Genomic DNA, 18990 nt, shown 5'->3' with positions numbered 1-18990 from the left:
GAGCACCGATCCACGCACGAGGGACCCACACGCAGTGTCCGAGGACCGCACCGCCGCACCACCCGCCGAGAGCCGTCCCGACCTGCGGGCCGACTGCTCGAACTGCTTCGGGCTCTGCTGCGTGGCGCTGCCCTTCGCCGCCTCGGCGGACTTCGCCGTCGGCAAGGACGCCGGGAAGCCCTGCAAGAACCTGCGGACCGACTTCCGCTGCGGCATCCACACCCGGCTGCGCCAGGAGGGCTTCCAGGGCTGCACGGTGTACGACTGCTTCGGCGCCGGGCAGCAGGTCTCCCAGGTGACCTTCGGCGGGCGCGACTGGCGGCAGGCCCCGGAGACGTCACGGCAGATGTTCGAGGTGTTCCCGGTCGTCCGGCAGCTCCACGAACTGCTCTGGTACCTGACCGAGGCGCTCACCCTGCCGGCCGCCCGCCCGGTGCACGCCGACCTCGACCGGGCGCTCGCCGACACCGAGCGGCTCACCCGGCAGAGCGCCGACGACCTCGCCGGGCTGGACGTCGCCGCCCACCGCGGGCGCGTGAACGAACTGCTGCTGCGCACCAGCGAACTCCACCGCGCCACCGCCGGACGCAGGGCCAGGGACCACCGCGGCGCCGACCTGATCGGTGCCCGGCTCCGCAAGGCCGACCTGCGCGGCGCCAACCTGCGCGGCGCCTACCTGATCGCCGCCGACCTCACCGGCGCGGACCTGCGCGGCGCCGACCTGATCGGTGCCGACTTCCGCGACGCCGGGATCGCCGGCGCCGACCTCACCGGCAGCATCTTCCTGACCCAGGCCCAGCTGAACGCCGCCAAGGGCGACGCCGCGACCCGGCTGCCCGCGGCCCTCACCCGCCCCGCGCACTGGTCCTGACAGCAGGTCGCACCCCGGGGGCCCGGGGCTGTCCTCGGCTGTCGGTTCTCGGCTCTCCGGGCTCGGCTCTCGGCTCTCGGCTCTCGGCTCTCGGCTCTCGGCTCTCGGCTCTCAGCTCTCCGGGCTCGGCTCTCGGTTCTCAGCCGCCGCACTGCTGGAGCATCGTCTTCTTGTCCGCCTCGGTGACGGGCAGTTCGTACTTCAGCGAGACCTGCGCGAAGCGGACGACGTACGAGCAGCGGATCGCCGGGTCGGCGGGCAGCCAGGCGGCGGGCCCCGAGTCGCCCTTGGAGGCGTTCTGCTGCCCGTCGGCCGGGATCAGGTTCAGCGGGTCGTTGGCTATCCGGACCCGCTTGGCCTTGTCCCACTTGGCGGCGCCCATCTGCCAGTCGTAGGAGAGCGGCATCACGTGGTCTATCTGGATCTTCGACGCCTGGCTCTTGGACCACTTGACGGTCTTGCCCGTGTAGGGGTCGTGGATGGTCATGGCCGTCACCGTGCAGGCCGAGCCGTCCTTGTGCTGCAACGACCGTCCGTCCCTGGCCAGCAGGTCGTTGCGGGTGTCGCAGGTGTTGTGCCCGAGGGCCACACCGTCGACGTTGTCCGTCCAGGCGGGCCCGAACAACTCGCGGTCGTAGCCGTCCTTGGGCCCCGCGGCCGACGTCCGCACCTTGGCTATCAGGTCGCGGGCCGCCCGCAGGTCGGCCGCCGAACTGATCGGCGCCAGACCGGGCTTGGTGCCGTCCGGGTTCTCCAGCGGGCTGGTGCCGAGGCCACCGGCCGACACGCTGTCGTCGGAGGGCACCGGAGCGCCGGTACACCCCGCCGCCACCAGGGCGCAGAGCAGGACGGCGGAGGCGGACAGGGCGCGGCGGCGGGCGGGCACGGTGGACTCCCGGGTCGGGTCGGCGGGTGACGGCGCACCAGCAGAGCAGCCCCCTTCCCACCCGGTCAAGCGTTCGGACCGGGGCACGCCGCGGGCATGTCGAAGTTCACATTCCGCATCCGCCGGGCGCGCCCCCGTCGAACCGCCGGTCGGACCGGCCCGGTCAGGGCGGCGGGCTCCCCGAGGCACCGGCGGTTCCCGGCCGAGGCCGGCGTCAATCCGCTGCAGTGGCTGCTGATCCAGCGGATCGAACGGGCCGGGCAGTCGCCGGAGTCGACGGACCTGCCGGTGCAGCAGGTCGCCGACCGGAGCGGCCCGGGCGGGGCGGGCCCGCTGCGGCGGCACCTGGTGCAGCGGGTCGGGCCGACCCCGCGCACCTACCGGGCGAAGTTCGCCCGGGCCGGGCGGCGGGCCCGACCCGACGGCAGGCCAGCCCCGGGCAGCGGGCGTGACCCGACGGTGGGCCCGTGGAGAACGGGCCCCGGCCGCGCGGCCGGCGACGGTGGGGCGGTCAGCCGCCGATGGCGGACATCGGGCGGTCCGGCTGGACGAAGTCGGCGGAGCCGATGTCGTGCCCGGGCCCCTTGCGGGCGATGGTGCGGCGCCAGGCCGCCTCGATCGCGGTGTCCTCGGCGCCGCCGCGCAGCAGCGCGCGCAGGTCGGACTCGGTGGTGGCGAACAGGCAGTTGCGCAGCTGGCCGTCGGCGGTGAGCCGCACCCGGTCGCAGCCGCCGCAGAACGGCCGGGTGACCGAGGCGATCACGCCGACCACGGTGTCGGTGCCGGCGATCCGCCACTCCTCGGCCGGCGCGTTGCCGTGCCGCCCGACCGGGACGAGCTCCCAGCGCGCGCCGAGGATCTCCAGCAGCTCGTCGGCGGTGACCATCCTGGCCCGGTCCCAGGCGCCCTGGGCGTCCAGCGGCATCGACTCGATGAAGCGCATCCGGTAGCCGTGGGCGGCCGCGAACTCGACCAGCTCGACGATCTCGTCGTCGTTGACCCCGCGCACCGGGACGGCGTTCACCTTGACCGGCGCCAGCCCGGCGGCCTGCGCGGCGGCGAGACCGGCCAGCACGTCGGCGATCCGGTCCCGGCGGGTGATCTCGGCGTAGCGGTCGGCCCGCAGGGTGTCGAGGCTGACGTTCACCCGGTGCAGGCCGGCCTGCTTGAGCGCGACCGCCGTCCGGGCCAGGCCGATGCCGTTGGTGGTGAGCGAGACCTCGGGGCCCAGTTCGGTCAGCCGGGCCACCAGGTCCGGCAGGCCGCGCCGCAGCAGCGGTTCGCCGCCGGTGAGCCGGACGGAGGTGATGCCCAGGCGCCGCACCGCGATCCGCACCAGCCGGACGATCTCGTCGTCGCCGAGCACCTCGGCCTTCGGAAGCCAGTCGAGCCCCTCCGCCGGCATGCAGTACGTGCAGCGCAGGTTGCAGCGGTCGGTGAGGGATACCCGCAGGTCGGTGTGGACCCGGCCGAAGCGGTCGACCAGCGGGGGAGGTGCGGTGTCCATCGACCCAGTACAGGCGCAGCTCCCGGGAAGATCCAGCGGCGGAAGACCCTGCACACCGTCGCGACCTGCGGGATCGTGTTGTGCATTCGTACAACTGCGGAGCCCTGGACGGCCGGGCAAGCTGGGCGCATGGAAGATCAGCCGCAGTCCGCCGTCGCCGCCCTGGTGCTGGCCGCCGGGGGCGGCCGAAGGCTCGGCGGACGGCCGAAGGCGCTGCTCCCCTTCCGGGGCCGGCCGCTGGTCGAGCACGCCGTCGGCGTGGTCCGGGCGGGCGGCTGCGGCCCGGTGACCGTGGTGCTGGGGGCGGCCCGCGAGCAGGTCCGGGCCACGGCACTGCTGCCGGATTGCCGTCTTGTCGACAATGCGGACTGGGAGGGTGGGATGGGGTCCTCGCTGCGCGCCGGACTGGCCGCGCTGGAGCCGGACACCCGCGCCGTCCTGGTGATGCTGGTCGACACCCCCGGCGTCACCCCCGCCGCCGTGGCCAGGCTGCTGACCGCCCACCGTGCCGGGGCCGAGCTGGTGGCCGCCGGCTACCACGGGCGGCGCGGTCACCCGGTGCTGATCGGCGCCCGGCACTTCGCCGAGGCCGCCGCCGGCGCCACCGGTGACGCGGGCGCCCGGGCCCTGCTCGCCGCGCACGCGGCCGAGATCACCCTGGTGGAGTGCGCCGACGTCGCCGTCCCCGACGATCTCGACACCCCGGCGGACCTGGCCCGCTGGACCTCCGCCGGCTAGCACGCACCCCGCCCGTACCCCGCCCGCAGCCACCCGGCCGCCGGCGCCACTCGTCCGCCGGCGCCCGGGCCGGGCCGCTCCTGCGAGGGCGCGCCGCGCGCGTTCGGATCTTCTTCCGGGATTTCGGATCTTCCGTCGGGATTTCCGTTGTCGGGCCGCCTCCCCCGGGTCTCCCAGGTGTCGCAAGAACACCTGAGGCAGAGGACGTGGACCCGAATGAACAGCGACCACCCCGTGACCGGTCACGCCCGGGCCGAGGAGCGGACCGCCGGCAGTCGGCACGGACGCCGGCGCGGCCGGCGGAAGAAACCCTCCGCCGCGCCGAGGATGTTCGCGGTGCTGGCCGGGTCGGTGGCCCTGGGCGGAGTGGCGAGCTGGTACGCGACGGTCGCCCCGCCGACCGGCTCGGCCGACCGGCCGACCGCCGCCAGCGCCCCCGACAGGCTGCTGACCGCCCAGCTCGCCGAACCGCAGGCGCCCGCCGCTCCGACCGGCTCACCGTCCGCGAGCGCCGGACAGCCGTCCGCCGCGCCGTCACCCAGCGCCGCACCGAGCACCGCCGCGCCCGCACCCGCACCCACCGCCACGGCCGGGACCCCGCAGGCGGCGCCGGCGACCGGCGCGGCCCCCCGGCCGACCGCCACCGCCTCGGCGACGCCGGCCCCCGCCAAGCCCTCCCCCGCCGCCTCCGCGCCGGCCGGGGGCAAGGCCGCGCAGTTCATCGACCAGGTCGCCGCGCTGGTGAACACCGAGCGGGCGAACCACGGCTGCCAGCCGGTGGCCGTCAACGCGAAGCTGCAGTCCGCCGCGCAGGTGCACTCCGACGACATGGCCGCCCGCGACTACTTCGACCACGCCGACCCGGAGGGCCACCACGCGGACACCCGGATCAACGCGACCGGCTACCGCTGGAGCCGGTGGGGCGAGAACATCGCCCGGGGCCAGCAGGACGCCGCCGCCGTGATGGACGCCTGGATGAACAGCCCCGGCCACCGGGCGAACATCCTCAACTGCGACTTCAAGGAGATCGGCGTCGGGGTCACCCTCGGCTCCGGCGGCCCCTGGTGGACCCAGGTCTTCGCCACCGCCGGCTGACCGCGCGTCCGCCGTCCCACCCGGTGCGGGCGGGACGGCGGGGCTCCGACGGACCGGGACGGACCGGCGACCGGACGGGACGGCTCGGCGACGGGCCGGGCGGGTCGGCCCAGCGGACGGGACGGGCCGGGACGGGACGGCTCAGCGGGTGGCGCCCACGTCGAGCGTCCACAGCGTGCCGGCCGGGCCGGGAGCCGCCCCCAGGCCCATCGCGGTGTAGCGGCAGTCGAGCATGTTGTCCTGGTGGATCGCGCCGTCCATCCAGTCGTCCACCACCGCGTCCGGGCTCTTGCGGCCCCGGTCGATGTTCTCGCCCCACAGGCTCCAGCGGTAGCCGGCCGCGGTGATCCGGCTGTCGGCGCGGCCGCCGTCCGGGTCGACGTGGTCGTAGAAGTTGCGGGCGGCCATGTCCTCGGAGTGCTTCTGGGCGGCGCTGTGCAGCCTGGGGTCGATCCGCAGGGCGGCGCAGCCGCGCTTGGCCCGGGTGGCGTTGATCCGGTCGGCGACCTGCTGCTCGACGCTCCTCGGGGTCGGACTGGGCGCCGCACTGGTCGGGGCGGCCGGGGCCGGCGGCGCCACCACGGGGGCGGGCTCGCTCGGCTGCGGCGTCGCGGTCTCCGGGACGGGAGCCGCGGTGGAAGCCGCCGGGGCGGCGGGCGGCGCCGGCGCGGGCGGCTCGGGGGTCGCGCGCAGCGCGCCGAGGACGGCGGCGCCGAGGGCGAGCACCGCGACGGCCGCGCCGACCGTACGACCGGGCCGCCGGCCGGGGCGCGGGACGCCGTGGCCTCCGTGGCCTCCGTACCCGCTCTGAACTCCCTGGCCGCCCTGGGCACCCGGTCCTCCGTGCCCGCCCTGGGCACCCGGACCTCCCTCGGGGGGCCCACCCGTTCCGGTACCGGCCGAGCCGTCCTGGCCGCCCGGGGCTGCGCCGCCGTCACCGCCCGGCGCGTCCGAGGGCCAGGAGGCCGGCAGGTACCCGCCGGGGTGCTGCGGCAGCGGCAGCAGGCCGAGGCCGGCGAGCAGGCCCTCGGCCGGCACCAGGCCGCGCCGGTGCCCGGAGCAGTCGGCGCAGCCGCGGGCGTGCCGGCCGATCCGCTTGCGCCACAGGGCCGCGGGGCCGCCGTCCCAGGCCGCGGTGAGCGCGGCGAGTTCGGCGCAGCGCGGTTCGGCGGCGAGCGCCCGGACCACCACCCGGGCGGCCTCCAGCTGCTCGCGCATCCGCTGGACCCGGACGGCGGCGTGCTGCGGGGAGAGCTCCAGGGCGTCGGCCAGCTCGGCGCGGGTGAGTTCGCCCGCGGTCTCCAGCCACCAGAGGGCGAGCAGGTCGCGGTCGCGGTCGTCCAGCCAGCGGGTCGCCTCGGCGACCTCGCGGCGCTGGCCGGAGAGGCCGAGCCGCAGGATGGTGAGGTCCACGAAGTCGGCGCCCGGGTCTGCCACCTCCTCGGCGGCGTCCAGACCGGTCAGTCCGGCCTGCTGACGGGCCGCCCAGCGCCGGCGGACCTCGTTCATCGCGACGGCCACCAGCCAGGACCGGAAGGCGGCCGGGTCACGCAGCGCGTCGAGCCGGCCGATGACCCGGACCATGGTCTCCTGCACCACGTCGTCCACGTCCGCGTGGCCGTCCAGGGCCCGGCCCACCACGTTGTAGACCAGCGGCAGGTAGGCCGCCACCAGCCGCTCCCTGGCGCCTGCGTCGCCGGCCTGCGCCGCGACCACCACCGCCGTCCCGACCGCGTCGCCCAGCTGCGCCCGTGTCCCCGTCCGCGCCTGCATCCGCACCGTCCTCAGCTCTCCGAACCCCGACTCCCCCGCACCCCTCGGAGACCCCGGCCGATCGGCGGGATAACAGGAAACCGCACAGGAGTACCCGGCCCGCCGCCGGGGTCCCCGACGGAGTCCCCCCGGCGGGGGAGCCGGGCGCGCGGGGGCGTCCTCCCCCTCGCGTACGCCACCGGGCGCGTGCCCCTGATCTCTCCCTGAGGATTGCGTCATTCCGTGCCACGACCGGTGCGGATCGGGGAGCATGGGAGACGACCTTCCCCCGGTCCACGGCCGGGGGGACTTCCACGCCGAACCGAACGGACGGTGCCCGCGATGTCCGGACTGTCACTGCCCGACGACTTCACCGGCCGCGACCCGGCGCCGCACGGCGCCCACGGCGGCGGTGGCGGCGCGCAGGCGATCCGCTGTCCGGCCTGCCGGCGCGAGCACCTGTACGAGCCGCCGTCCTTGCCCTGCCCGTGCGGCGCCTCGCTGAAGGTGCCGCTGCTGCGCGGCGGGGTGCCGGTCCAGGTGCGGTTCCGGTCCTGGGAGGACTCCTGGCTGAGCATGCGCTGCCCGCACTGCGGGCGGTCCGACCAGTGGCCGCAGCCCGAGTTCACCTGCAACTGCGGCGCCACCGTCCGGCTTCCGGTCGACCGGGCGACCCGGCTGCACAACGCCGCCGGCACCGGACCGCAGGGCACCCGGCCGCAGGGCACCCGCCCGCCCAGCGCACCGGCGCCGGCCCCGCCCGCGGTGCCCCTGGTGCCACCGCAGGGGCAGTGGCAGAGCCGTGCGCCGTTCCACCCCCAGCCGGTGCACACCTCCCAGGACGCGGTGTTCACGGCGGCCCGGTACCTGGAGTGGCTGGGCTTCGACGACCTGGAGCTGACGGAGGCCCAGGAGCGCGACGGGGTGACCCTGCTGGGCCGGCGGATGGTCGCACAGGTGGACGTCTGGACGGAGCCCGCCGACGTGAAGTCCGTCGAGTGCCTCTGGCTGCAGACCCTGCACGCCGAGGAGATGGCGGCGGCGATGTTCACCATGGCCGGCTACTCCCACCAGGCGACGGTCCGCGGCGAGCAGCTGCTGGTGGCTCTGTTCAGCCTGGACCCGGCGGGCGTCCCGCAGCCCGCGAACGGCGCGGCGGAATCCCTCATGGAGACGGGCTGGACGTCCTGATCCCCGCTCCGCCCGGTACCCCGCCCACCCCGTCCCGAACACCGGTGCGCCCCCGGCGGCGCCCGGTTGCTCCAAATCAGTGACGCTCGTGATCTGGTGCACAAGCTCACCCCCGTGTTGAATTGCGGCCACAGCAGCCCCGGCTGCTGACAGTCCGGCTTGTCTGGATAGCGCACACAAGGAGGTGGCGTTGTCGGAGCACGGAAGGGCCCTGGGGGGCTGGGACAGAGGGGGACGGGCTCCGCAGGAGCCGGGGGGCACCGTGTGGCGGCTGCGCTCCAGGGCCTGTTGGCAGGAGGCCGCGGAGCTGTTGCGCCCGGCCTCGGAGCACGATCCCGCGGTGGCTCTCGAACGAGCCGAACTCCTCATCGAACAGTGCATGTTCACCGCAGCGCACTGGCAGCAGGCCGAGCAGGCACTGCGGCTGGCCGAGGCGGTGGTGGCCACCGCGGAGCAGCGTGCGGCGGCCTCCTGCGCGCGCGGGTTCCTGGCGTACGTGGCCAGTGTGCTCGGCCCGCGCGACCGGCTGGACGAGGCGCAGGCCGCGCTCGGCCGGACCTCCGCGCTGCTGCCGCCGGACGCCCCCGGGCGTCCCTTACTGGACTTCCGCCGGGGGCTGGTCGCGGAGAACCTGCTGCGGGACCCGACGGCGGCCTGGATCGCCTACCGGCGGGCGCACGACGGCGCGCGGGAGGGCGGCGACGATCTGTTGAGCTCCTACACCTGGCGGCACCTGGCCGCGCTGGCACTGGCGCGCGGGGACGCCGCCCGGGCCAGGGAGGGGTTCACCGCCTCGTTGGAGCTGCGGGAGCGGCTCGGCTTCACCGTCGGGGTGGCACCGGCCCTGGCGGCGCTCGCCGGGGTCTCCGAGCCGGCCGAGGCGGTCCGGCTGCGGGCCGAGGCGGCCAGGCTGGTCCAGGCGCTCGGTGGCGTGCCGGTGTGGCTCGCGCGCCAGTTGAGCGCGGTGCCCGCGCCGGCCGCTCCCCCGGACGGCCGCATCGGGCAGGAAGCGGGGGATGCCATCAGCTGAGGCCCTCCGGCCGTTGGGGGCGGGCGAAGGAGCGGAGTTCGGGCCGAGTCCGGCAAGGCGGAGGAAGGAGTGGCAGCGGAGCTGCGGCGACTGACGACGACGCGGTCCGGGCGAGAGTCCGGGCGTCGCGACGCCGCCCCCAACGGCCGGAGGGGCTAAGGTGAGCCTAACCTGGCCGGGGAGAGCAGTGCCCCGGCCGGGTCGGCCTTGCCGTTCCCGGGCTCCCCCGAGCTCCGGTCGACCCGATGGGGCGCCACCATGACCGCGAGCAGCATCGGGCCGTGCCCGCCGCCGACCGTCCGGCCCGCCCCCGCCTTCCGCCCCGCCCGGGACGCCCCCTGCGTCCGCACCCACGCCCGGCTGCGCGAGGCGAGCCCCGCGGTCCGGGTCCACCACGGCCCGCCGCGGTCCGGTGACGGCTGGGTGAGCGGCGCCGAGCTGCTGCGCGACCCGGCGGCGCTGCGCGAGCTGATCGCGTTCGACGCCCGCGACGGGCTGGAGCGCTACGGCGCCGCACTGCGCCCGGACGTCGCGGCGGGTTTCTGCCTGCACCGCTACTGCTGGCCGGTGGGACTGCTCTTCACCTGGCCCTGGCTGCTGGAGCGCCGGGTGCCGTCGCTGCCGGCGGAGGCGCTGTCACTGCGCCGCCGGACCGGCGAGCTGACCGTGGAGCTGGGGGCCTTCGCCTGCCTGCCGGACGATCCGGCGGCCGGCCTGCCCGGCGCCGAGGTGGTGGCGGATCCGGCGGCGCTGCGCGCGCGGTTGCTGGCGGCACTGGCCGAGCACCTGACGCCGCTGCTGGCGGTGTTCCGCCCGGAGCTGCGTCGCGGTCCGCGCACGCTGTGGGCCTGCGCGACGGACGCGGTGGTCGAGGGGCTGTGGCAGGTATCGGCCCTGCTCGGCGAGGAGGAGCGCGCGGTCGACGCACTCGGCGCGTTGTTGCCGGGGCACGCCGGCGCGCGGACGGCGCCCTTCGTCGGCGGGGCGGGTTTTCGCCTGGAGGAGCGCGCGGGCGCGCCCCCCGTCCGGACCCGGACCCGGGCCGGTTGCTGCCTGCTGTACACCGTCCGCCCGGAGGACGCGTGCACGGGTTGTCCCAGGGTCACGCGAGGTTGACGACCGGAATGGGGCCGAGGGCCTGAATTCCGGGGAATTACCCGAGGATATAAGTAATACGATGGGATTTAATATCCGTCAGAAATCCCCCTCCCTAGCGCATTGACAGCAAATCAGCCTTGGGGAAGCCCGCAATCCGCCATGATGGTGCCCGCCGTCACTACGCAGGAAAGCGAGGCTGGTTCAGGCAATGAAACTGTCCGACATACCACTGGGCTGGGCCGTCACGGGCGTGGCAGCACTCATGGTCAGCGCCGTGCTGGTGGCCTTCGCTCGCAGCCGGGGATCCGCGGCCGCGGTCGGCGCCGATTCCTGGGAGCGTTCCGAGGAGCGGCGACGGCGCAAGGAATCGCTCTACGGCGCCGCCTCGTACACGCTGCTCTTCTGCTGCGCGGCCGTCGCGGCGGCGCTCTCCTTCCACGGACTCGTCGGGTTCGGGGTGCAGAACCTCAACCTCTCCGGAGGCTGGGAGTACCTCGTCCCGTTCGGCCTGGACGGTGCGGCGATGTTCTGCTCCGTCCTCGCCGTGCGCGAGGCCAGCCACGGCGACGCCGCGCTCGGCTCGCGACTGCTGGTCTGGCTGTTCGCCGGCGCCTCCGCCTGGTTCAACTGGGTGCACGCACCGCGCGGCTTCGGCCACGCCGGCGCCCCGCAGTTCTTCGCGGGGATGTCGCTCTCGGCGGCCGTGCTGTTCGACCGGGCCCTGAAGCAGACCCGGGTCGCCGCCCTGCGCGAACAGGGCCTGGTGCCCCGACCGCTCCCGCAGATCCGGATCGTCAGATGGCTGCGGGCGCCGCGGGAGACCTACGCGGCCTGGTCGCTGATGCTGCTGGAGGGCGTCCGCAGCCTGGACGAGGCGGTGGAGGAGGTCCGCGACGACAAGCGGGAGGCCAGCGCCAACCGCGAGCGCCAACGGCTGGCCAGTCGGCGCGAGCGCGCCGAGATCCGCGCGATCAACCGGACCCACAGTGTCTGGCGGCCGCGCGGAGCGGCCCGGCAGCTGGAGTCCGGATCCGGATCGGAGTCCGCGATAGCGGTGCCGGACGGTCCGTCCGGCCCGGCGAATGCCCCGGACGGGCCGTCCGGGGCACGCCCCGAGGGGCCCGCCGCCGCGTCGGGCGCCGCCGTGCTCCCGCCGGGCCTGCCCGTCCGGCCCGGTCGGCGGACCATCGACCTCACCGCCGACGAGGACACCGTGACGCTCCCCCGTCTGGAGTCCCTGGAGCAGAAGCTCAAGGACCTTGAGCAGCAGTTCGGCTGACGTCCCGACCGGGCGGCCGCCCCGGCACCCGGACGGGCCCGGGGCGGTGCCGGGGTGACGGCGCACCGCCCGAGGGCGGGGCGTGGCTCAGGCGGCGTCGGTGCCGGCCGCGCAGAGCTCGAACCACATCCGCTTGCCGGTCCCGCGGGGCTCCACGCCCCAACCGTCCGACAGTGCCTCCACCAGCATCAGCCCGCGCCCGGAGGAGGCCTGCTCGCCCGGGGTGCGGCGGGTCGGCCAGAGGTCCGACTCGTCCTCCACCTCGACCCGCAGCCGGGCGCCGCCACCGTCGCCGCCCGGCTCCCGGTAGAGCCGCGCGGTGAACATCGCGTCCCGGTCGGTGTGCCGGATGGCGTTGGTGACCAGCTCGGAGGCGAGCAGCTCGGCGGTGTCCACCAACTCGGCCACGCCCCAGCGCCGCAGCGCGTCGCGCAGCTCGGCCCGCACCTCGGCGATCCGGGCGAGGTCCGCCTGGCCGATCCGGCGGCGCAGCTGCTGGGCGGCGAGGCCGCCCTCCGGGCCGTCCCAGCGCAGCAGCAGCAGCGCTATGTCGTCCTCGCGCTCGCTGGAGTCCGCGGACTGCGAGGCGACCCGGTCCGCGAGGTCCTCCAGCGGATCGCGGGCGGACTCCTCCCGCGCCGGCAGCTCGCCCGACAGGACGTGGCAGAGCCGGCTGAAGCCGGTGTCCAGGTCCATCGTGCGGGACTCCACCAGACCGTCGGTACAGAGCAGCACCGTCTCGCCCGGGTCCAGGCTGAACCGGGTGACCCGGTACTCCTCGTCCGGCGCGATCCCGAGCGGCAGCCCGCCCGCGACCGGCTGGACGGCGGTGGAGCCGTCGGCCCGCCGGACCACCGGGTCCAGGTGGCCGGCCCGGACGGCGTAGACCACGCCGTAGTCGACGTTCACCTCGGCGTAGGTGCAGGTGGCGAAGTGGTCGGTGTCCAGATCGGCGAGGAAGCGGGAGGCCCTGGCCATCACGGCGGCCGGCGGGTGGCCCTCCGCCGCGTAGGCCCGCAGGGCGATCCGCAGCTGGCCCATGATCCCGGCCGCGTGCACGTCGTGGCCCTGGACGTCGCCGATCACCAGCCCGACGTGCCCGCCGGGCAGCGGCACCACGTCGTACCAGTCGCCGCCGATCTGCAGACCGGAGCCCGCCGCCAGGTAGCGCACCGCGGTGGACACGCCGGGGATCGACGGGACGGTGCGCGGCAGCATCACCCGCTGCAGGCCGGCCGCCAGCTCGTGCTCCGCGTCGTGCAGGCGGGCCCTGGCCAGCGACTGGGCGACCAGCCCGCCGAGGGTGGAGAGCAGCGTCCGCTCGTCCGCGTCCAGCTCGCGGTCGTCGTCGAAACTGACCAGGCAGACGCCGATCGGGCGGCCGCTGGCCACCAGCGGCAGGAAGGCCCAGGCGCTGCGGCTCGTCCCGCTGACCGGTCCCCAGCCCTCGGGGTAGCGCTCGCGGTACTCCTCGCGGCTGGCGATGAACACCGGCGCGCGCAGCCGGATCGCCTCGGCGGCCGGGTGTCCGGCGGGCAGCAGCGAGCGGTCGTAGATGGCCATCTCGTCGGGGTGGTAGCCGCTGGCGCCGAGGATCTGCACCCGGCCGGCCTCCTGGGCGGCCAGCACCAGGCCGTCCGGCGGAAGGCCTGGCAGCGGGAGCTCGGTGAAGACCCGGGCCACGTCCCTGACGGTGACGGCCTCGGAGAGCGCCCGGGCGGCCTCCTTGATGAAGCGCGAGCGCTCCTCGCGCAGCAGGGCCATCCGGTCGGCGCGGTCCCGCTTGTGCAGTTCGACCGTGGCGTCCCAGACGAAGCCGACCATCCGCGAGGCCCGGCCGAAGGCGTCCGCCAGCACCCGCCCGCGGAACCGGACCGCCCGCATGGTGCCGCTGGGGCCGACGGTGCGGTAGTAGGCGCCGCACTGGCCGAGCTCGGCGACGGCCCGCTCGACCCGGCGGCGCACCACCGGGGCGTCCTCGGGGTGCAGCAGGCTCAGGAACGAGGCGGAGGAGCTGTCGAAGCGGCCCTTCTCCAGGCCGATGATCGCGCAGGCCCGGTGGTCGCCCTCCAGGACGTCCCGGCGGATGTCCCAGTCGAACGAGCCGATGCCGTTCGCCGCCATCGCGGGTTCCAGCCAGTCCGGGGTGGAGTCCCCGGAGGTGGTGGGCAGGCCGCCGGACACCATCGGCGCGAGGCGGCCGGCCGCCAGGCCGGGCGAGGTGCGCAGGGCATGCCTGCGGACCGCCTGGGCGGGCGGGCGTCCGCGACCGGACCCGGCCGCGGGCGGACCGGGCGGTAGCCCCGGCCCCTGTGGCTCGGGCTCTGTGGCCATGCTGCTCCTGCCGCTGCCATGCCGTCCCGTCCGGACGGGCCGCATGGCCGTGTGGTGGTGGTCGTCCTCGTTGAGGTGGCCCGGGCGGACGGCGGTCGGTCGAGGCTTGATCTCCCCGCCGGGTACCGTTCCCGGGCACACGTTCCCACTATCCTGTCTAATGTTCGGCAGAGCGGCAATGCCGACGGCCCGGGAATATTTCGTTCGACAGCGAACGGCAGCGAATGGGCGAGGGAGTACGGGGGCTTCCGGAACTCCCCGAACAGCGGCGACGGCCCGCCCGTCGGGGCGCGCCCGAACGGCTCAGGAATATGCCAACTCGAACCAGGTGACCTTGCCGTCGCCGCGCAACTGCACGCCCCAGTCGTCGGCGAGCGCCTCGACCAGCAGCAGACCCCGGCCCGAGGTGGCGTACTCGGCCACCGGCTCCCGGCGGCGCGGCAGGCGCGCCGTGCCGTCCTGGACCTCGATCCGCAACCGCAGGTCGGCGGTGAGGACCGCGTCGAAGACCGCGCCCTGCCCGGTGTGCAGCAGCGCGTTGGTGACCAGCTCGGACGTCAGCAGCTCAGCGGTGTCGGCGAGCTCGGGCACCCCCCAGTGGTCGAGGGCGGCCCGCAGCCGGCGCCGGACGGCCCCCACCGCGAGCAGGTCGGCGGCCTCCAGGGCCAGGTGGAGCCTGCGGTGCAGGGCGCAGTTCGGCGCGGGCACCCCCTGTTCCGGCGTCCGACCCGACAGCGCACGCCCGGCCTGCCCGTTGCCCGGGGCCGGGTACCCGAACGCGTCGCCGGAGCCCGTCCACGAACCCGAACCCGAACCCGTCCGCTGGCGCGGAAACCGCGCCTGACCGTCCATCACCACACGCCCCCGCCTTCCTCCGACGCCCGCACCGGATCCCCCGCCGGTCGGGCCGCCTGCCTATCGACACTCATCCTCATGCCCAGCTGGGACGGTTTGCAACAGTGTGCGTCCGATCACCTGGGGTGAAAGGGGCTCGAACGCCCTGTCGTGATCCAACCATCGACCTCGGACAGGTTTGCGACGCGGACGAGCCCCCGGCGAGCGGTCGGCCGCCGCGCGGCACGGCGGCAGGGCAGCGCCACGGCGCGGAGCCACTACGGCAAACGAGTGCCCGAGCGGCCCGTCACGGGAGGACCGGGGCCCACCTCGGCGCGGCGCCCGCGCGCCCGGCGGCCGGGCGGGCAAGGCTGGTAGCGCGATTCCGGGCGGGCCGGGCCGGGTCGGGACGGATCGGGACGGTCGGCACCCGGGCCCGGCGAGGCTGGACAGGGCGGCCTCGGCCGGGTTCAATGTCGGGAAGCTGTTTGAACGACGTTCTAACTTTCCCGGGCGGCCGCGTCCGGCCCCCGCTCACCGAGAGCCGACCACCGCACCGACCCACCACCGACACCCGTCACCCCGTCACCGGCCCACCACCGACCCACCACCGGCACTCCGGCAACCGCGAGCGAGGAACCGTGCGACTGACCCCCACCGAGCGGGACCGGCTGCTGATCTTCACGGCAGCCGAACTGGCCCGCGCCCGCCGAGCCCGGGGCGTACGCCTCAACGTCCCCGAGGCACACGCCCTGATCGCGGACACCGTCTGCGAGGCGGCCCGCGACGGCCGCCGGCTCGCCGAGGCCATCGAGGCCGGCCGCAGCGTGCTCGGCGCGGACGACGTCCTGCCGGGCGTGCCGGACGTGGTGACCGTCGTCCAGGTGGAGGCGGTCTTCGAGGACGGCACCCGCCTCGCCGTGGTCAACGACCCCTTCAGGGGCGCCGGCTCACTCGGCGACGACGCCCCCGGCCGCGCGCTGATCGGCTCCGGCGAGGGCTACGACCCGGTGGAGGAGACGGTCGTGCTGCCCGTCCACAACACCTCCGCGGTGCCGATCAGCGTCACCTCGCACTTCCACTTCTTCGAGGCCAACCCGCGCCTGGCCTTCGACCGCGCGGGCGCGTACGGCACGCACCTGGCCGTCCCGGCCGGCTCCTCGGTGCGCTTCGACCCGGGTGCCACGGTCGAGGTCGGACTGGTGCCGATCGGCGGTGCTCGGGTCGCGATCGGCTTCGCCGGCCTGGTCGACGGGCCGCTGGACGCGCCCGGCGCCAAGGAGGCCGCGCTGGCCAAGGCCCGCGCCACCGGATACCTCACCAGCTTCGACGACACGGAGGTCGAGTCGTGACCGCCATCACCCCTCATGACTACATCTCCGTGCACGGTCCGCGGGCCGGGGACCGGATCCGGCTCGGCGACTCCGGTCTGATCGTCCGGGTGGAGTCCGACTCGCAGGAGCCGGGCGACGAGTTCCTGGCGGGCTTCGGCAAGACCGCCCGTGACGGGCTGCACCTCAAGGCCGCCGCGGTCCGCGACACCTGCGACGTGGTGATCAGCAACGTCCTGGTGATCGACGCCGTCCAGGGCGTCCGCAAGACGTCCATCGGCCTGATCGACGGCCGGATCGCCTCCATCGGCCGGGCCGGCAACCCCGACACCCTCGACGGCGTCGACGTGGTCGTCGGCACCGGCACCACGATCGTCTCCGGCGAGGGCATGATCGCCACCGCCGGCGCCGTCGACACCCACGTCCACCTGCTGTCGCCCCGGATCATGGAGGCCTCGCTCGCCTCCGGCGTCACCACGATCATCGGCCAGGAGTTCGGCCCGGTCTGGGGCGTCGGGGTCAACTCCCCGTGGGCCCTGCGGCACGCCTTCAACGCCTTCGACGCCTGGCCCGTCAACATCGGCTTCCTCGGCCGCGGCTCCTCCTCCGACCCCGCCCCGCTGGTCGAGGCACTCGCCGAGGGCGGCGCCTCGGGCTTCAAGGTCCACGAGGACATGGGCGCCCACACCCGCGCGCTGGACACCGCGCTGCGGGTGGCGGAGGAGTACGACGTGCAGGTCGCCCTGCACACCGACGGCCTCAACGAGTGCCTCTCGGTGGAGGACACCCTCGCCGTGCTGGAGGGCCGCACCATCCACGCCTTCCACATCGAGGGCTGCGGCGGCGGGCACGTCCCCAACGTGCTGAAGATGGCCGGCGTCCCCAACGTCATCGGCTCCTCCACCAACCCCACCCTGCCGTTCGGCCGCGACGCGCTGGGCGAGCACTTCGGCATGATCGTCTCCGCCCACGACCTCAAGGTCGACCTGCCCGGCGACGCCGCGATGGCCCGCGACCGGATCCGCGCCGGCACCATGGGCGCCGAGGACGTCCTGCACGACCTCGGCGTCATCGGCATCACCTCCTCCGACGCCCAGGGCATGGGCCGCGCCGGCGAGACCGTGCGCCGCACCTTCGCCATGGCCGGCAAGATGAAGGCCGAACTCGGCCCCCTGGACGGCGCCGGCTCCTACGGCACCGCCGAGAGCGGCGACGACAACGAGCGGGTCCTGCGCTACATCGCCAAACTCACCATCAACCCCGCCATCGCCCACGGCCTGGCCCACGAGATCGGCTCCATCGAGGTCGGCAAACTCGCCGACATCGTGCTGTGGCGCCCCGACCACTTCGGCGCCAAACCGCAGCTGGTGCTCAAAGCGGGCTTCCCCGCCTACGGCGTCACCGGCGACCCCAACGCCTCCACCGACCGCTGCGAACCCCTCGTCCTCGGGCCCCAGTTCGGCGCCCACGGCGCCACCGCCGCCGACATCTCCGTCGCCTTCGTCGCCCGGGCCGCCGCCGACGGGGCGTACCTCGACCGGGCCGCCGACGGCCTGCCGACCCGCCGCCGCCGAGTCGGCGTACGGAACACCCGCGGCATCGGCCCGCGCGACATGGTGCGCAACGCCCGACTCGGCGACGTCCAGGTCGCCGAGACCGGCCTGGTCTCGCTGGACGGCTCCCCCATCCGGTCCGAGCCCGCCGACAGCGTGTCGCTCAGCCGCCTGTACTTCCTCTGACCAGCCACCCCGGTGACCTCGGCCCCGCCCGAGAGTGCCGACAACCCTCCCCCACCGCTTAGGACTTGACTGCCATGACCGCTCCCGCCTCGCTCGGCTACCGGATGCCCGCCGAATGGGCCCCGCACGACCGCACCTGGATGGCCTTCCCCACCGCCAACCAGACCTTCGACAGTGCCGAGCACCTGCACGCCGCCCGCCTCGCCTGGGCCGAGGTCGCCAACACCGTCGTCCGCTACGAGCCGGTGACGCTGATCGTCAACACCGGTGAGAGCGAGGACGCCAGGAAGTACGTCGCCGAGCAGGTCGAACTCGTCGAACGCCCGCTGGACGACGCCTGGATGCGCGACATCGGCCCCACCTTCCTCACCGACGGCAAGGGCGGACTCGCCGCCACCGACTGGGTGTTCAACGGCTGGGGCGCCCAGTCCTGGGCCAGCTGGGAGAAGGACCAGCACATCGCCGAGGCCATCACCGGCCTGACCGGCGTGCGGCGCTTCGCCTCCCGTCTGATCAACGAGGGCGGCGGCATCCACGTCGACGGCGAGGGCACCGTGCTGGTCACCGAGACCGTCCAGCTCGGCGAGGGCCGCAACTCCGACTGGACGAAGGAGGAGGTGGAGGCCGAACTGCACGCCCAGCTGGGCACCACCAAGGCCATCTGGCTCCCGCGCGGACTCACCCGCGACTACGACGAGTTCGGCACCCGCGGCCACATCGACATCGTCGCCTCCTTCGTCCGCCCCGGCGTCGTGGTCGCCCACGTGCAGCCCGACCCGGCGCACCCGGACCACGAGGTCTGCAAGGAACTCGTCACCATCCTGCGCACCTCCACCGACGCCGCCGGCCGCCAGCTGGAGGTCATCGAACTGCCCGCCCCCACCGTCCTGCTGGACGAGGACGGCGAGCCGGTCGACTACTCCTACATCAACCACTACGTCGCCAACGGCGCCGTCATCCTCTGCGCCTTCGGCGACCCCCGCGACCAGGCGGCAGCCGACATCCTCGGCGAGGCCTACCCCGGCCGCACCGTCGAACTCGTCGACGCCCGCGAGATCTTCGCCAACGGGGGCGGCATCCACTGCATCACGCAGCAGCAGCCGAAGGCCTAGCGACCGCGGTGCGGGTCAGGGCACGCCGACCCGGGAGTCAGCCGTCCGGGAGGCCGCCGGCCCCGGCAGTGGCCGGTAGCCTCCCGAAGACCGTCTCCCGCTTCTCTCCCACCTGATCGCCACAGAGGCCGGGGTCGAGCGCCGCCGGCCCCGCCGGACGGGCGCGGCGGGCCGCGGGGGGGGGGCTGGGGGC

The 18990-nt window shown here is 75.0% G+C and carries 15 protein-coding genes and 1 pseudogene; 11 read left to right on the top strand and 5 right to left on the bottom strand.

Features of this window, described 5'->3' with window-relative positions; translation table 11 throughout:
- Window positions 1-34: 34 nt before the first annotated feature.
- Window positions 35-871, top strand: coding sequence for a pentapeptide repeat-containing protein (locus ACFTWP_RS10230; RefSeq protein ID WP_380263919.1), 837 nt, complete (start codon window positions 35-37; stop codon window positions 869-871).
- 139 nt (window positions 872-1010) lie between these two features.
- Here ACFTWP_RS10230 and ACFTWP_RS10225 read toward each other — a convergent pair whose 3' ends face one another.
- On the bottom strand, window positions 1011-1757 hold the full coding sequence (locus ACFTWP_RS10225; RefSeq protein WP_380263917.1) for an HNH endonuclease family protein: 747 nt from the start codon (window positions 1755-1757) through the stop codon (window positions 1011-1013).
- Window positions 1758-1853: 96 nt separating this feature from the next.
- Here ACFTWP_RS10225 and ACFTWP_RS10220 point away from each other — a divergent pair.
- Window positions 1854-2132 (top strand): annotated as a pseudogene (locus ACFTWP_RS10220) (hypothetical protein); the annotation flags it as partial.
- Between the two features lie 136 nt (window positions 2133-2268).
- Here ACFTWP_RS10220 and moaA read toward each other — a convergent pair.
- Window positions 2269-3264, bottom strand: coding sequence for a GTP 3',8-cyclase MoaA (gene moaA, locus ACFTWP_RS10215; protein WP_380263916.1), 996 nt, complete (start codon window positions 3262-3264; stop codon window positions 2269-2271).
- A gap of 129 nt (window positions 3265-3393) precedes the next feature.
- On the opposite strand from moaA, the gene ACFTWP_RS10210 reads away from it, so the two are divergent.
- Both ACFTWP_RS10210 and ACFTWP_RS10205 read left to right on the top strand, forming a co-directional pair.
- Entirely contained in the window at window positions 3394-4002 is a 609-nt protein-coding gene (locus ACFTWP_RS10210; protein WP_380263914.1) for an NTP transferase domain-containing protein, read from the top strand.
- A 216-nt stretch (window positions 4003-4218) separates the two neighbouring features.
- Complete coding sequence (locus ACFTWP_RS10205) at window positions 4219-5097, top strand: CAP domain-containing protein (protein WP_380263913.1); 879 nt, start codon at window positions 4219-4221, stop codon at window positions 5095-5097.
- A 141-nt stretch (window positions 5098-5238) separates the two neighbouring features.
- Here ACFTWP_RS10205 and ACFTWP_RS10200 read toward each other — a convergent pair whose 3' ends face one another.
- On the bottom strand, window positions 5239-6870 hold the full coding sequence (locus tag ACFTWP_RS10200) for a sigma-70 family RNA polymerase sigma factor (RefSeq protein WP_380263912.1): 1632 nt from the start codon (window positions 6868-6870) through the stop codon (window positions 5239-5241).
- Between the two features lie 321 nt (window positions 6871-7191).
- On the opposite strand from ACFTWP_RS10200, the gene ACFTWP_RS10195 reads away from it, so the two are divergent.
- From ACFTWP_RS10195 to ACFTWP_RS10180, 4 genes are all read left to right on the top strand, one after another.
- Window positions 7192-8040: a hypothetical protein gene (locus tag ACFTWP_RS10195; RefSeq protein WP_380263911.1), complete on the top strand. Its 849-nt coding sequence runs from the start codon at window positions 7192-7194 to the stop codon at window positions 8038-8040.
- Window positions 8041-8251: 211 nt separating this feature from the next.
- Complete coding sequence (locus ACFTWP_RS10190) at window positions 8252-9070, top strand: hypothetical protein (protein ID WP_380264207.1); 819 nt, start codon at window positions 8252-8254, stop codon at window positions 9068-9070.
- A 258-nt stretch (window positions 9071-9328) separates the two neighbouring features.
- The gene (locus ACFTWP_RS10185; protein WP_380263910.1) at window positions 9329-10186 is read left to right on the top strand and encodes a (2Fe-2S)-binding protein; all 858 of its coding nucleotides are present in this window, start codon (window positions 9329-9331) and stop codon (window positions 10184-10186) included.
- 190 nt (window positions 10187-10376) lie between these two features.
- Window positions 10377-11447 carry a DUF2637 domain-containing protein gene (locus ACFTWP_RS10180; RefSeq protein WP_380263908.1) on the top strand — a complete coding sequence of 357 codons (1071 nt, stop codon included), beginning with the start codon at window positions 10377-10379 and terminating at the stop codon, window positions 11445-11447.
- Window positions 11448-11534: 87 nt separating this feature from the next.
- Here the strand turns inward: ACFTWP_RS10180 and ACFTWP_RS10175 are convergent, their stop codons facing one another.
- The gene (locus ACFTWP_RS10175) at window positions 11535-13781 is read right to left on the bottom strand and encodes a SpoIIE family protein phosphatase (protein WP_380263907.1); all 2247 of its coding nucleotides are present in this window, start codon (window positions 13779-13781) and stop codon (window positions 11535-11537) included.
- Window positions 13782-14084: 303 nt separating this feature from the next.
- On the bottom strand, window positions 14085-14489 hold the full coding sequence (locus ACFTWP_RS10170) for an ATP-binding protein (RefSeq protein ID WP_380263906.1): 405 nt from the start codon (window positions 14487-14489) through the stop codon (window positions 14085-14087).
- A 767-nt stretch (window positions 14490-15256) separates the two neighbouring features.
- On the opposite strand from ACFTWP_RS10170, the gene ureA reads away from it, so the two are divergent.
- The 3 genes from ureA (at window position 15257) to ACFTWP_RS10155 (ending at window position 18797) form a co-directional block, all read left to right on the top strand.
- Window positions 15257-15967 carry an urease subunit gamma gene (gene ureA, locus ACFTWP_RS10165; RefSeq protein ID WP_380263905.1) on the top strand — a complete coding sequence of 237 codons (711 nt, stop codon included), beginning with the start codon at window positions 15257-15259 and terminating at the stop codon, window positions 15965-15967.
- Window positions 15964-17685, top strand: coding sequence for an urease subunit alpha (locus tag ACFTWP_RS10160; RefSeq protein ID WP_380263904.1), 1722 nt, complete (start codon window positions 15964-15966; stop codon window positions 17683-17685). The genes ureA and ACFTWP_RS10160 overlap by 4 nt, the downstream gene beginning before the upstream one ends.
- Window positions 17686-17759: 74 nt before the next feature.
- A complete protein-coding gene (locus tag ACFTWP_RS10155; protein WP_380263902.1) occupies window positions 17760-18797 on the top strand; it encodes an agmatine/peptidylarginine deiminase in 1038 nt (345 codons plus the stop codon).
- The last annotated feature ends 193 nt before the right edge of the window (window positions 18798-18990 follow it).

Origin of the sequence: Kitasatospora sp. NPDC057015 (genome assembly GCF_042673745.1) — a bacterium.
In the GTDB taxonomy this organism is placed as follows: domain Bacteria; phylum Actinomycetota; class Actinomycetes; order Streptomycetales; family Streptomycetaceae; genus Kitasatospora.
The sequence above is the reverse complement of the archived record's forward strand: the minus strand, read 5'-3'. Positions and strand labels throughout refer to the sequence as shown.

Bases quoted from the DNA above. Each gene is read 5' to 3' on its own strand.
- ACFTWP_RS10180 (WP_380263908.1), top strand. From the start codon at position 10,377: ATGAAACTGTCCGACATACCACTGGGCTGGGCCGTCACGGGCGTGGCA.
- ACFTWP_RS10195 (WP_380263911.1), top strand. From the start codon at position 7,192: ATGTCCGGACTGTCACTGCCCGACGACTTCACCGGCCGCGACCCGGCG.
- ACFTWP_RS10175 (WP_380263907.1), bottom strand. From the start codon at position 13,781: ATGGCCACAGAGCCCGAGCCACAGGGGCCGGGGCTACCGCCCGGTCCG.
- ACFTWP_RS10200 (WP_380263912.1), bottom strand. From the start codon at position 6,870: ATGCAGGCGCGGACGGGGACACGGGCGCAGCTGGGCGACGCGGTCGGG.
- ACFTWP_RS10205 (WP_380263913.1), top strand. From the start codon at position 4,219: ATGAACAGCGACCACCCCGTGACCGGTCACGCCCGGGCCGAGGAGCGG.
- ACFTWP_RS10155 (WP_380263902.1), top strand. From the start codon at position 17,760: ATGACCGCTCCCGCCTCGCTCGGCTACCGGATGCCCGCCGAATGGGCC.
- moaA (WP_380263916.1), bottom strand. From the start codon at position 3,264: ATGGACACCGCACCTCCCCCGCTGGTCGACCGCTTCGGCCGGGTCCAC.
- ACFTWP_RS10185 (WP_380263910.1), top strand. From the start codon at position 9,329: ATGACCGCGAGCAGCATCGGGCCGTGCCCGCCGCCGACCGTCCGGCCC.
- ACFTWP_RS10210 (WP_380263914.1), top strand. From the start codon at position 3,394: ATGGAAGATCAGCCGCAGTCCGCCGTCGCCGCCCTGGTGCTGGCCGCC.